The following is a 12,181-nucleotide window of genomic DNA, read 5'->3' as shown; positions in this document are numbered from 1 at the left end:
CTATTCGAGCTCCTCGACCTGCATGTAGTCCAATTCGAGGGGCGTTTCTCTCCCGAACATGGATACCAGGACCCTGACCTTTTGCTTCTCGTTGTTGATCTCCTGGATGGTCCCGATGAACCCCGCGAATGGCCCGAACGCGACCTTCACGTTCTGGTCGACTTTGAACTGGACCTTGGGCCTGGGTTCGTCGATGCCCATCTGCCGGAGTATGGACCTTACCTCCGACGGCTGCAGCGGGATCGGCTTCGATCCCGAACCGACGAAACCGGTTACGCCGGGCGTGTTCCGCACCACGTACCAGGAGTCGTCGCTCATTATCATTTCCACCATCACGTAGCCCGGGTAGGTTTTGCGCTTCGTAATCTTCCGCTTGCCGTCCTTGATCTCGACTTCTTCCTCGGTGGGGACGACGATGCGAAAGATCTTGTCCTCCATGGCCATCGACTGCACGCGCCTCTGGAGGTTAGCCATCACCTTATTTTCGTATCCCGAGTACGTATGTACCACGTACCACTTCTTTTCCATAACACAAGGGACCGGCAGGGGGTCGAGCCCCCGGGGTCCCTCACCCCCAGACTACTTTATTATGAGGCCCAGTATGGTGCTGAATACCGCGTCCATGACCCACATTACTCCTGATACAACCACAACCATGAGCACGACCACCGACGTGAATACGATGGTCTCCTTCCGGCTGGGCCAAAGCACCTTCTTCAGTTCCGACCTGGTCTCTCGAAGGTATCGTACGACCCTGTTCGCGGTTCCCTTGACGTTGAACTTCATCTGGACGATCACGTCCCCCTGATCCGTTCCTCTAAATCAAATGGCAGGCCCGGAGGGACTCGAACCCCCAACTCGCGGATTTGGAGTCCGCTGCTCTACCGATTGGAGCTACGGGCCTGCGGGGTTCCTATTGACCGCTTTCGTTAGAGCTTACGCCCTACCTCGTCTCCTTGTGAACAGTGTGCTCGCGGCACCACCTGCAGTACTTCTTCATCTCCAGGCGGTTGGGGTCGTTCTTCTTATTCTTCATCGTCGTATAGTTCCTGCGCTTGCATTCGCCGCAAGCCAGAGTAATGATCTGCCGCATCTCTATCCCCCGTTCAAATTTCAACGGCCGCACAGTCGCCCCTTCAATTTAGCATAGGCCCACATCACTGTCAATAGCAGTCAGGACGGCCGACTTGCCCCCTGGGCTGGTCACTCGTTGATCTTGGTGACAACCCCCGCTCCAACCGTCCTGCCGCCCTCGCGGATCGCGAACCTCAAGCCTTCCTCCATCGCTATCGGCGCGATCAACTCGAGCTCCATCCGGATGTTGTCTCCAGGCATCACCATCTCCACTCCGTCGGGCAACTTAACCACGCCCGTCACGTCCGTCGTCCTGAAGTAGAACTGCGGCCTGTATCCGTTGAAAAACGGCGTGTGCCGCCCCCCTTCTTCCTTCGTCAGCACATACACCTCGGCGTCGAACTTCGTGTGTGGCTTTATCGACGCCGGCTTCGCCAGCACCATCCCACGGAATACCTCGTCCTTATCTATACCCCGGAGCAAACACCCAACGTTGTCCCCAGCCTGTCCCTGGTCCAGCAGCTTCCGGAACATCTCTACACCCGTCACTACAGTCTTCTTCGGCCTCTCTATGAACCCAACTATCTCGATCTCGTCCCCTACCTTCACCTGGCCGCGCTCTATCCTGCCCGTCACAACTGTCCCACGACCAGTTATCGTGAATACGTCCTCTATCGCCATCAGGAACGGCTTCTCAGTATCCCTCACAGGAGTCGGAATGTACCTGTCTACCGCATCCATCAACTCCCATATCTTCCCGCACCACGGACAATCCCTCTTACCACATCCGCATTCCAGAGCCTTGAGCGCTGAACCCGCTATCACAGGAGTCTCGTCCCCGGGGAACTGGTACTTCGTCAGAAGCTCCCTCACTTCAATCTCTACAAGCTCCAATAGCTCGGGGTCGTCCACCATGTCAGCCTTGTTCAAAAATACCACCATCGTGGGTACGCCTACCTGGTGCGCAAGCAGTATGTGCTCCCTCGTCTGCGGCATCGGACCGTCAGCCGCGCTCACCACCAGGATCGCTCCGTCCATCTGCGCCGCACCAGTAATCATGTTCTTGATGTAGTCCGCGTGACCCGGGCAGTCCACGTGCGCGTAGTGCCTCGCCGCAGTCTCGTACTCAACGTGCGCAGTCGCGATCGTGATCCCCCGCGCCTTCTCCTCCGGCGCCTTGTCTATCTGGTCGAACGGCGTGTACTCAGCAAATCCTGCACCCGCCAAAACCTTCGTGATGCACGCCGTCAGCGTCGTCTTCCCGTGGTCGATATGTCCAATCGTTCCTACGTTGACGTGCGGCTTCGTCCTCTCAAACCTCTTCTTGCCCATCTCGAAAATCCTCCCCTCGCCATACCGAACCCGGACAACCCAGGTTATTCTTTTGTAATTTGCGGGACAAGTATTTCCTTAGCGCTCCAAAAAAATCCTGCCACCGGGGCGCACCCGGGCATTCATGAATGTTGTAGAGCATGAACGCTCCACGACGAATTGGAGGATGTGCCCTGTTCAACCACATAAAGGGAACCGAGGGCCGCTTTCATTCGTCTAGTTAGTAGGATACAAACCTGCCGATCTTCCCCAGGTATCCAGCCAGTTCGAACTCCCACACTACGACAACTCTTGCCCTCGAAACACCACAATTGAGCGGAGAAGGTGCGGTATCTCAGCGGAAAACTGCAGGTGGCCAGATCCACCAACGCGGAATTCTTCACAGAGCTTCTCTTTCCTTCACGCTAACAAGCGATTCTAATCTGCACACGGGAGTGGTAGCACTTGAAGGCAACTCTTGCTGTCCTGGTTGCGGTGGCCAAGTGCCTTATTGTCAGCCCGTTCCTGTACTTGACCTACTTCTGGTTCTTCGTTCACAGCAATTCGCATTATGTCCATATGACCGTTTCCGGGCTTATCTTGCTTACGCTGGGGTTCGCTTCCGGGCGAATGGTCTCCCGGGAGTTGCCCCACCTACTCCTCTGGCTGCCTGGAGCGCTTCTGGTGCTCGGACTCACGGGTGGCTGGTGGTTGATGGTCTATTACATGTACCGCGGCAGGGGCCCCGCATTAACAGACGTCCTGTTTCTCTTCATAAACCTGGTAAACCGCAGCGCATTGACTCGCCGCACATGGCTGGCGGCGGCAATGCTCCTTCCTATCATCGGAAGCGTCCTGGGAGGGACGTTGACGTCCGCCAGAACCGCACCCAATATGAACCGGGACAGTGAACGGCCGTAATACCCCGCCTCTATGATTGAGCATCCGGGAACCGACAGAATCTCGCGGCAAGGTGAAGTCCCCAACGGTACCGGATCTACATATTATGTAACAACCGTGCTGCGAAGGGAGGATCCGGAAATGCCCGAGGGTGGTTTTGGACAGCCGGGCTGGAGCCCGTGGGGTCCGTGGTGGCGGCGGAGGCCTATGCCCCCGTGGTGGTGGCGGAGGTCGATGCCCCCGTGGTGGTGGCGTCCGTGGGGTCCATGGTGGGGTGGTACACCTGGCGGTGGCTGGGGCCCAGGTATGGGCTGGGGTGGTACGCCTGGCGGTGGCTGGGGCCCAGGTATGGGCTGGGGCGGTACGCCTGGCGGTGGCTGGGGCCCAGGTATGGGCTGGGGCGGTGGCTGGGACCCGGGAATGGGCTGGGGTGGCGGCTGGGGCCCAGGCATGAGCGAGGAATCAGGCAGCGACGTGGGCACACCCTGACGCGCTTACTCGCGCCCCGGCACGCCGACGTGCGCGGTCTCAACGCAAAATAAATGGAGCTCACAACCGGGATTGAACCGGTGACCTCGTCCTTACCAAGGACGCGCTCTACCGACTGAGCTATGTGAGCCCGCTGCCTAGAAAAGGCCTCTTACGTCTTCATTTATGATACGCCCGGCCCGAATCGGGCCGGGCGTCGATTTCTTGGTTGCGGGGGTAGGATTTGAACCTACGACCTCCGGGTTATGAGCCCGACGAGCTACCTGACTGCTCTACCCCGCGACGCATCTTTTTATGGTGGAGAGGGCTGGATTTGAACCAGCGAAGGCGCCAGCCAACAGATTTACAGTCTGCCCCCTTTAGCCACTTGGGTACCTCTCCACTCTGTCAAACATGTTCCCAATAGTGGAGCTGGCGATGGGATTCGAACCCGCAACCTGCTGATTACAAATCAGCTGCTCTGCCGTTGAGCTACGCCAGCATCTCAGCAATAACAGATTATACGACTTTTACAGCGGCGGGTCAAGGACCGGAGTTTGCCAGAACGCGCACCCGTTGTCGAACCGGCTGCCGCTCAACGCCGGCCTACCGGGCCAGTTCGACCTTCCCCGCGTCCGGGTAACGGCGTCCGTTGCGGTCTTCGAGGTACCGCTCGAGCTTCCTCTTGACCCTCTGAAGGGCGTTGTCGATGGACTTGACGTGGCGGTTGAGGTCGCAGGCGATCTCCTGGTACGACTTCCCGTCGAGGTACGACATGAGGACCTTCCACTCGAGGTCGCTCAGGATTTCGCCCATCTTCTCCTCGATGTCCCCGAATTCTTCCCTGTTGATGATAAGTTCCTCGGGGTCGGTTATCTTGGAGCCCGAGATCACGTCGAGGAGCGTCCTGTCGGAGTCCTCGTCGTATATCGGTTTGTTGAGCGATACGTAAGAATTCAACGGTATGTGCTTCTGGCGAGTTGCGGTCTTGATGGCCGTGATGATCTGGCGGGTGATGCATAACTCGGCGAACGCCCTGAAGGATGAGAGCTTGTCGCTCCTGAAGTCCCTTATCGCCTTGTAGAGCCCGATCATGCCTTCCTGTATTATGTCTTCTCTGTCGGCGCCGATCAGGAAGTACGACCGCGCCTTGGCTCGAACGAAGTTCTTATATTTATTGATAAGGTATTCGAGGGCGACATCGGAACCTTCCCGCGCGTATTCCACGATGTCTTCATCGATCATTGCCTCGTACTCATGGAAAACGTCTCTCTGCGGGCTGACTCCCACCAGGCTTCCCCTCCCCGATACCCCAGGCCTCGTCCCCGGCCATACACTGATTATACCCCGCCCTATTCCGGCCGATCAAGTGGCCGGGCTCCGGCCGATCATCCTCTGGTGAAGCGCCTCGTACATGACCAGGGCCGCCGCTACGCCGGCGTTCAGGGATTCCATTCTCCCCATCATCGGGATCCCGACCAGAAAATCACAGGTCTCCTTGACCAGGCGGCCGATGCCTTTTCCCTCGCCACCCACGACGATGGCCAGGGGCCCCTTGAGATCCGTCTCCCATAGCGGGTCGCCGCCGGCATCCAACCCGGCGATCCACAGTCCCCGCTCCTTGAGAGCACGCAATTCGTAGACCAGATTGGAGACAACCACCACGGGCAGGTGCTCGATGGCGCCCGCCGATGCCCGCGCAACGGCAGGGGTGAGCCCCGCGGCGCGCCTGCGCGGCACTATGACGCCGTGCGCGCCTGAAGCCTCCGCGGTACGTATTATGGAACCCAGGTTCATGGGGTCCTCAATCCCGTCGAGCGCCACGACGAGCGGGTCCTGCCCGCGGGAACGAGCCGACTCCAGGATTGAAGGGATGTCGGAGGGTGGAAGAGGGGCGACGTACGCGATCACGCCCTGGTGTCTCAGAGGCCCCTGATCCCCGCAGTGCTCCGCGGCCATACGGTCGAGCCTCGACCTGTCCATCTCCTCGACCCGGACGCCCCTGGAACGCGCTTCACGGAGTAGCACTTCGAAAGCGCCTCCCCGGGAGCCGCGCGCGATCATCACCCTGGCGGCCCTGCCCCCGCGGAGCGCCTCCATTACCGGGTTCCGGCCGAGGACCAACTCCTCACCCAATCTATGAGCCTTCCCCTCTGGACATTCCTGGCCCTGACCGGCCGGTGCGACGCCCATCGCGCCGCTCCTGCACGGTCCTGTATCGCCCGCACGACATCTCGCCTTCTCTGCACCGGCCCTCGCTCACGCACGCCGGCCCCGCGTTCTCGAAGATGACTGGCGCGACCTCCCTGACGAGGGCGAGCATCGACTCGGCCATCGAGCGGATCTCCCACTGCGCCCTGGCGCAGCACCTGAGCGTGAAGAAATTGAACAGGCTACGGGCGTTGAACGTGCAGATGACCTGGGTGGTACATGCATTGGGCAGGACGTAGCGGGCGTCTTCTTTTGGGATCCCGAGCCCCACGAGGCGGTTGTACCAATCCTGGATCAAGCGCATCCCTTCGTTGAACGTGTCGATCGCTTCGGGCTTGCCCGCTATGGATGGCGGCGTGACGAATTCGAACTGCTTCTCGCTCACGTATCGCTGTGACTTCTGAGAGTAGGAGGCGATCCTGTGGCGGACGAGCTGGTGCGATAGAGCCCTGCTCACACCCGAGACGCCGAAGGTGAACGACGCGTGCTCGAACGGCGACATGTGACCCATGTCCCTCAGGCTCCTGACGAGCCGCTCGACCTCGGGCCCGTCAAGCTTGTCCCGCAAAGAGGCAATCTCCGACGCTGAATAGCACAGCCTGGCGGCCATGGCCACGGCTTTTTCCGGTTCGGGGGTATGGCCGAGCAGAATCACCTGCAACAGTCTAGTCCCGCCTTTCCCGCTTCCACCTTGGACCCGCCGCGGTGTCCTCAATGACGAATCCGATCTCACCGAGCCGCTCCCTGATGGTGTCCGCGGTTTCCCAGTCTTTCTTGCGTCTCGCGACCTCTCTGAGGTCCAGAATGACCCGCATCAGGCCATCAATCGTTCTCTCATCCACCGTCCCGGCAACGCCGGCCTGCGCGGGTTCCTTGAGGATACCCAGTATCCCACCGAGATCCTCAAGGATCTTGACAAGCCCTGCCAGTTCGGCGAGGTCGACGCTGGAACTCAGGGTGGCGTTGGCCAGTCTGTTACGGACGTCCTTGATATCACGCGCGAGGTCGAACAGCACTCCTACGGCTAGCGCCGTGTTGAAGTCGTCGTCCATCGCTTCCTCGAACCTGCCGCGCGCCGCCCGCGCCGCCTCCGCTTCCGCGGGCGCTACGTCTTTGCCCGCTAACAGCAGCCGTGCTTCTGCCAACGTCTCTTCGAGTCTGCGCCACCCACTCCGGGCCGACTCGAGGGCTTCGTCGGAGAACTCGACCGGCGTCCTGTAATGCGCCGAGAGCATCTGCAGCCTTATGACCTCGGGCGGGTATCTATCCAGTACGTCGCTCAGAGCGACCACGTTGCCGACCGACTTCGCCATCTTCTCGCCCTTGATGTTGAGCAGCTCGTTGTGCAACCAGTACCTTACGAACGGCTTCTCGCCGGTGTAAGCCTCGGATTGAGCCACCTCGTTCTCGTGGTGCGGGAATATGAGGTCACTGCCACCACCGTGGAAGTCGAAGCCGTTCCCCAGGAACTGGAGCGACATTGCGGAGCATTCTATGTGCCAACCGGGCCTGCCGGGCCCCCACGGGCTGTCCCAGTGAGGCTCACCCGGTTTCGCGGCCTTCCAGAGCGCGAAGTCCATGGGATCGCGCTTCTTCTCGCCGGGATCGACGCGCGCGCCCGCTAGCATCTCGTCGAGGGAGCGGTGAGACAGCTTCCCGTATCCATCGAATTTGCTGACGTCGAAATACACGTCACCGCCCGACTCGTAGGCGTAACCCTTGTCGACCAGCGTCTTCACCATGTCAATTATGTCGCCGACGTGGTTGGTGGCGCGCGGGTAGACGTTCGCCCTTTTCACCTTGAGCAGGTCCATGGACCGCAGGTAGTCCTCGCTGTACTTCCCGGCGAGCTCCTTGAAGTGAATCCCCTCGCGCTGCGAGGCGGCGATTATCTTGTCGTCAATGTCCGTGAAGTTCTGGACCATGAACACCTCGTAGCCCTTGTACTCCAGGTAACGGCGAATGGTGTCCCAGACGATGCTGGGCCGGGCGTGGCCGGCGTGGCTCTTCGAGTACGGCGTGATCCCGCACACATATATCGAGGCCTTCCCGGGCTCCCTGGTCTCGAGTAGTTCCTTCCGGCGGGACATCGTGTTGTATACCTTCAGCGGCAACTACCAGCGCCCCCAATCGGTTCAAGCCTTACCGTCGCCCACGCGCACACCCCTTCGCCGCGCCCCGCGAATCCGACCCCTTCCGAAGTAGTCGCCTTAATGCCGACGCGGTCCTCGCTCACTCCCAGCACCCCGCCGAGCACGCGCTTCATCTCGGCGACATATCCGGATACCTTCGGCTTCTCCGCAACCAGCACCGTGTCCACGTTGCCCACCCGGAGCCCCTTCGAGAGCGCCATCTCCCTCACCCGCCCCAGGAGGCGTACGCTCGACGCGTTCCTGTAAGCCGGATCGCCGGGTGGGAAGTGAGTGCCGATGTCCCTTTCACCGCAGGCGCCCAGTATCGCGTCCATCACCGCGTGGCAGAGCACGTCGGCGTCCGAATGGCCCTCGAGCGACATGCCGCACGGGATGAAAACCCCGCCCAGCGTGACTCCATCGCCCGGCCGTGCCCGGTGGACGTCGTAGCCTATGCCAATGCGGTCAGGCGCCGGGCCGCCGTGATCCGTGGCGGGCGCGCGGGACTCGCCCGCGACTTCGCGGCCACCCGCGGGTCCTACTTTCCGGAGCAAGAGGCTCTCCACCACGAACAGGTCGCCGCGAGTGGTGACCTTTACGTTCGCCTCGTTCCCCTCAACCACCGTCACCGCGCCGCCGGCCGACTCGACCAGCCCCGCGTCGTCCGTGAACCGCACCGGCCCGGCCGCCGCGGACGCGTGGGTATTGAGTATCACGTCCAGCCGGAACGCCTGCGGGGTTTGTATCCTCCAGAGACCCGACCTGTCGATCGTCCGCCGCACAGTGCCGTCCGGCGAGGCCTGCTTGATCGTGTCCCTCACGGGCACGCCCAGCGTCGCAGCCCCTGTCCTGGAAGCGGCCGATATCAGCCGGTCCACCAGGTCCGGCGTCACCAGGGGCCTCACGCCGTCGTGGATCAACACCCACTCGACGTCCCCCGTAAGCGCCTGGAGCCCCCTGTACACCGACTCCTGCCTGTCGGCGCCCCCCGCGACAACCGCAGCCACTCTGGTCAGGGCGTACTGCGGGACCATCCTGTCCCTGACCTGTTCCAGATCCTCCGAGGGTACGACGATGACAGTGTATTCGACAAGCGGGCTCACGGCGAGCGCCCGGACGGTATGTACAAGCACCGGCGCTCCAGCTACCTCTACGAACTGCTTCTTCGGGCAGCCGAACCGCTCCGAGCGCCCCGCCGCCACAATCACGGCCGCGGCGCGGCCTTTCGCCGCGCCCACGCCTTCCACGATTTGCATACGTCAATTATAACCTCCTGCATTACGGCGATTCAAGGACGGGCTGGCCGGCCGTGTCCCGGACCGCGTGGTGGAATGGCGGCAAGCCGGAGCCCGGCCCGCCACCCAGCGTTCGCGGCGACAGCCGCGTGCGGGGTCACCGTACACGAGGCGCGTGAGTATTATGACTACAAGGATAGGACCCGTGAGAGTACTCTTATAGAATGGGGGAGTTGAGAACGTGATGCCGTATTACCCCGGCTACCCTGGTGCCAGCGTCCCCGGCGGTCCCTACCCGGTGCCGCCCTACGGGCCCACACAGCAGCTAGCGCTTAACATCCTCGAGGCCATCCAGGGTGAGTTGAAAGCGGCGCAGGTTTACAGGCGTTTGCTCCAGATGGCCACCACCCAGGAGGATAGGGAAAACCTGCAGCAGATACTCGATGACGAACTCAAGCACCTGAGGATGTTCACTGACCTGTACGCCCGGCTAACCTGCATGAGCCCGCCGCCGGCACAGGTCACCCCGCCAACGTTCACGACGTACATGGAGGGCCTGAAGGGGGCTTACTACGACGAGCTCGAAGCGGCGGAGTTCTACCGGTCGATCCTGCTCTCGACGTGCGACGGGCAGGTACAGAGGGTGTTCTTCGAGGCCATGACGGACGAGATGGAGCATGCAATCCGCCTCAACAGGCTGCTTTACCTGGCCGAAGAGGCGGAGGGCGAAGACTGAAGCCGGACCGCGCCCGATCGAGTCGGACGGTCCGGCTCCTGACGCATTACAACCCGGATATTACTGCACGGCGCGCTCGTATGGATACTTCGGCTTTGCGAATATCATGCGGCCCGCCGCCGTCTGGAGCACACTCGTGACCATTACGCCGATGGTCTCGCCGATGTGCCGCTTCCCGCCGTCGATGACTATCATCGTGCCGTCGTCGAGGTAGGCCACGCCCTGGCCGGCCTCCTTGCCGTCCTTGATTACGTGGACAGTCATCTCCTCGCCGGGGAGAACGACCGGCTTAACCGAATTGGCGAGTTCGTTTATGTTGAGGACCCTGACCCCCTGGAGCTCGGCAACCTTGTTCAGGTTGAAGTCGTTCGTGATTATCCTCCCGCCGAGTATCCTGGCCAACTTGACGAGCTTCGAGTCGACCTCGGACATGCCCCCAATGTCCTTTTCGTATATCTGCACCTGGACGTCCAGTTCCTTCTGGATCCTGTTGAGAACCTCGAGGCCGCGCCTGCCGCGGTTCCGCTTGAGGACGTCCGACGAATCGGCGATGTGCCGCAGCTCCTCCAGAACAAAGCCGGGGATGACTATCGGCCCCTCAATGAAGCCGGTCTTACAGATGTCAGCGATCCGCCCATCGATGATCACGCTGGTATCGAGGATCTTGGGCTGTACCGCGGTACCGGCCCCGACGGAAGCCCGCTCACCACGGGAACCCGACTTGACCAGGCCTATCAGGCCGGCCAGGTCGTCCTTCTTTCGGGTGAGCACGGCGGCGCCCAGGTATCCGAAGAGAAGCATCACCGCCGTGGACAGATACGAGCCGATTGCGGGGATCCTGGTGAGCGCGGGGCTCAGGAGATTAGCTATTATAAGTCCAATTACCAGTCCCAGGGCCCCCGAAACGATGTCCTGGAAGGAAGCTCGCTGAAGCCTGCCCTCAGCCCACGATACGAGTTGCCAGCCCGCGGCCCCAAGTCGCGGTCCGATCAGCGCTCCCAGGAGCGACCCGAGCGCGGTGCCGAAAATTACGACTCCCAGGAATTGGCTTCCGCCGAACTCCAGGTTGCCCAGCCTGAGCAGAGGACTTACACTGTAAAACCCCGCAACGCCCCCCAGGCCAAGACCCGCAAAGAACACTATCCTGCGGATTACCTGGCTCAAATCTCTCAACCTCCCCCTCAACTTGCAGGATAGCCTGTCACACCCAAACCATTATACGGTGCGGCCCTACCCCTTTCAAGCTGTTTGCGGGCCGTGGCTGCGCGTCCCAGGACCCGCCACGTGCCCGCAAACCGGCTGCTGGAAGTAACTTTAGTGTACCGGTGATTACCGAACACCCAACACGCAATCCAAAGAGTCCAGGAACCGGCCTCAGGCCAGCACCTCGTCCACAAGGACGTTCGCAGCTTTCTCCTCTATACCTTTGGCTAGCACAAGTTCCGAAACAAGTATCTGTCGCGCGCTGTCGAGCATCTTCCGCTCGCCGGTCGACAGGCCCTTCTCCCTGTCCCTCAGCACGAGATTCCTGACGACCTCGGCGACCTCGTAGATATTACCGCTTTTGATCTTCTCCAGGTTCGCCCTGTATCTCCGGTTCCAGTTGGACGACATCTTCGTCCTCGAAGCCTTCAGCACGTCGAATACCTTGTCTACCTCGGTTTCCTGAATCACCTGGCGCAGACCCACGTTATCCACACTGCTAATAGGGATCATGACCTTCATGTCCCCAACCGGAAGACGCATGATGTAGTACTCTTGCTTCTGCCCGAGAACTTCCCTCTCTTCGATCGCCTCGATTACCCCGGCGCCGTGCATGGGGTAAACGACCTTATCGCCGACGCTGAACACTTCCGCTTGCCTCCCTGGCAACATCTACAAACAGGATAGCATACCCAGGGGGGGAAGTCAAGGAAACCCCCGCTGGGAGAAGGCTTTCCAGCCTCCGGAGCGCCGGCGGAAGCCAGGCCGCGAGCCCCACGCCGAACCGTGTGAATCCGCGAATCTTGCCCGTACAGACGCTGGATCGAACCCACAGGCACCGGGTCCCCGCGAGACCCGGCGGCAAACCCGTTAATCCGGCTCGCGCGTCGCGTCAGGCTTCCAAAGCGGAT

The 12,181-nt window shown here is 60.9% G+C and carries 14 protein-coding genes and 5 tRNA genes; 3 read left to right on the top strand and 16 right to left on the bottom strand.

All coding sequences use genetic code 11. From position 1 onward, the window contains the following. The 5 genes from nusG to tuf form a co-directional block, all read right to left on the bottom strand. The gene (gene nusG, locus HPY55_14150; GenBank protein NPV71754.1) at positions 1-528 is read right to left on the bottom strand and encodes a transcription termination/antitermination protein NusG; all 528 of its coding nucleotides are present in this window, start codon (positions 526-528) and stop codon (positions 1-3) included. A 51-nt stretch (positions 529-579) separates the two neighbouring features. Continuing rightward, positions 580-798 (bottom strand): preprotein translocase subunit SecE, encoded by a 219-nt coding sequence (gene secE, locus HPY55_14145; GenBank protein NPV71753.1) that lies wholly within the window; start codon positions 796-798, stop codon positions 580-582. A 29-nt stretch (positions 799-827) separates the two neighbouring features. Next, a tRNA-Trp gene (locus tag HPY55_14140) sits at positions 828-904 on the bottom strand. A gap of 39 nt (positions 905-943) precedes the next feature. Further along, a complete protein-coding gene (rpmG, locus tag HPY55_14135; protein ID NPV71752.1) occupies positions 944-1,093 on the bottom strand; it encodes a 50S ribosomal protein L33 in 150 nt (49 codons plus the stop codon). Positions 1,094-1,203: 110 nt separating this feature from the next. After that, positions 1,204-2,406 (bottom strand): elongation factor Tu, encoded by a 1,203-nt coding sequence (tuf, locus tag HPY55_14130; protein NPV71751.1) that lies wholly within the window; start codon positions 2,404-2,406, stop codon positions 1,204-1,206. A gap of 444 nt (positions 2,407-2,850) precedes the next feature. On the opposite strand from tuf, the gene HPY55_14125 reads away from it, so the two are divergent. Together HPY55_14125 and HPY55_14120 are read left to right on the top strand one after the other, a co-directional pair. Then, positions 2,851-3,306 carry a hypothetical protein gene (locus HPY55_14125; protein ID NPV71750.1) on the top strand — a complete coding sequence of 152 codons (456 nt, stop codon included), beginning with the start codon at positions 2,851-2,853 and terminating at the stop codon, positions 3,304-3,306. 170 nt (positions 3,307-3,476) lie between these two features. Further along, positions 3,477-3,827, top strand: a complete 351-nt coding sequence (locus HPY55_14120) for a hypothetical protein (GenBank protein ID NPV71749.1) — start codon at positions 3,477-3,479, stop codon at positions 3,825-3,827. Between the two features lies 1 nt (position 3,828). On the opposite strand, the gene HPY55_14115 is transcribed toward HPY55_14120, so the two are convergent. From HPY55_14115 to ispD, 9 genes are all read right to left on the bottom strand, one after another. Then, positions 3,829-3,904: transfer RNA gene (locus HPY55_14115), tRNA-Thr, on the bottom strand. A 75-nt stretch (positions 3,905-3,979) separates the two neighbouring features. Continuing rightward, positions 3,980-4,056, bottom strand: a tRNA-Met gene (locus HPY55_14110). 13 nt (positions 4,057-4,069) lie between these two features. Beyond that, positions 4,070-4,155 (bottom strand) — tRNA-Tyr (locus tag HPY55_14105). A gap of 25 nt (positions 4,156-4,180) precedes the next feature. Further along, a tRNA-Thr gene (locus HPY55_14100) sits at positions 4,181-4,255 on the bottom strand. Positions 4,256-4,359: 104 nt separating this feature from the next. After that, on the bottom strand, positions 4,360-5,043 hold the full coding sequence (gene sigH, locus HPY55_14095; GenBank protein NPV71748.1) for an RNA polymerase sporulation sigma factor SigH: 684 nt from the start codon (positions 5,041-5,043) through the stop codon (positions 4,360-4,362). 75 nt (positions 5,044-5,118) lie between these two features. Further along, positions 5,119-5,946, bottom strand: coding sequence for a 23S rRNA (guanosine(2251)-2'-O)-methyltransferase RlmB (rlmB, locus tag HPY55_14090; GenBank protein ID NPV71747.1), 828 nt, complete (start codon positions 5,944-5,946; stop codon positions 5,119-5,121). Then, positions 5,891-6,625 carry an FAD-dependent thymidylate synthase gene (locus HPY55_14085; GenBank protein NPV71746.1) on the bottom strand — a complete coding sequence of 245 codons (735 nt, stop codon included), beginning with the start codon at positions 6,623-6,625 and terminating at the stop codon, positions 5,891-5,893. The genes rlmB and HPY55_14085 overlap by 56 nt, the downstream gene beginning before the upstream one ends. 4 nt (positions 6,626-6,629) lie before the next feature. Further along, positions 6,630-8,078, bottom strand: coding sequence for a cysteine--tRNA ligase (locus HPY55_14080; GenBank protein ID NPV71745.1), 1,449 nt, complete (start codon positions 8,076-8,078; stop codon positions 6,630-6,632). After that, positions 8,069-9,352, bottom strand: coding sequence for a 2-C-methyl-D-erythritol 4-phosphate cytidylyltransferase (gene ispD / locus HPY55_14075; GenBank protein NPV71744.1), 1,284 nt, complete (start codon positions 9,350-9,352; stop codon positions 8,069-8,071). The genes HPY55_14080 and ispD overlap by 10 nt, the downstream gene beginning before the upstream one ends. 220 nt (positions 9,353-9,572) lie before the next feature. Here ispD and HPY55_14070 point away from each other — a divergent pair, with 220 nt between their 5' ends. Then, a complete protein-coding gene (locus HPY55_14070; protein ID NPV71743.1) occupies positions 9,573-10,067 on the top strand; it encodes a ferritin-like domain-containing protein in 495 nt (164 codons plus the stop codon). 60 nt (positions 10,068-10,127) lie between these two features. On the opposite strand, the gene HPY55_14065 is transcribed toward HPY55_14070, so the two are convergent. Both HPY55_14065 and HPY55_14060 read right to left on the bottom strand, forming a co-directional pair. Continuing rightward, entirely contained in the window at positions 10,128-11,231 is a 1,104-nt protein-coding gene (locus HPY55_14065) for a PIN/TRAM domain-containing protein (protein NPV71742.1), read from the bottom strand. Positions 11,232-11,441: 210 nt separating this feature from the next. Further along, the gene (locus HPY55_14060) at positions 11,442-11,918 is read right to left on the bottom strand and encodes a CarD family transcriptional regulator (GenBank protein ID NPV71741.1); all 477 of its coding nucleotides are present in this window, start codon (positions 11,916-11,918) and stop codon (positions 11,442-11,444) included. Between the last annotated feature and the right edge of the window lie 263 nt (positions 11,919-12,181).

The sequence above is a fragment of the Bacillota bacterium genome, from assembly GCA_013178305.1.
In the GTDB taxonomy this organism is placed as follows: Bacteria; Bacillota; Sulfobacillia; order JABLXB01; family JABLXB01; genus JABLXB01.
The sequence above is the reverse complement of the archived record's forward strand: the minus strand, read 5'-3'. Positions and strand labels throughout refer to the sequence as shown.

What these genes read in the sequence shown, in the direction of transcription:
- rpmG (NPV71752.1), bottom strand. Translation starts at nt 1,093, where the DNA reads ATGCGGCAGATCATTACTCTGGCTTGCGGCGAATGCAAGCGCAGGAAC.
- ispD (NPV71744.1), bottom strand. Translation starts at nt 9,352, where the DNA reads ATGCAAATCGTGGAAGGCGTGGGCGCGGCGAAAGGCCGCGCCGCGGCC.
- nusG (NPV71754.1), bottom strand. Translation starts at nt 528, where the DNA reads ATGGAAAAGAAGTGGTACGTGGTACATACGTACTCGGGATACGAAAAT.
- rlmB (NPV71747.1), bottom strand. Translation starts at nt 5,946, where the DNA reads ATGGGCGTCGCACCGGCCGGTCAGGGCCAGGAATGTCCAGAGGGGAAG.
- tuf (NPV71751.1), bottom strand. Translation starts at nt 2,406, where the DNA reads ATGGGCAAGAAGAGGTTTGAGAGGACGAAGCCGCACGTCAACGTAGGA.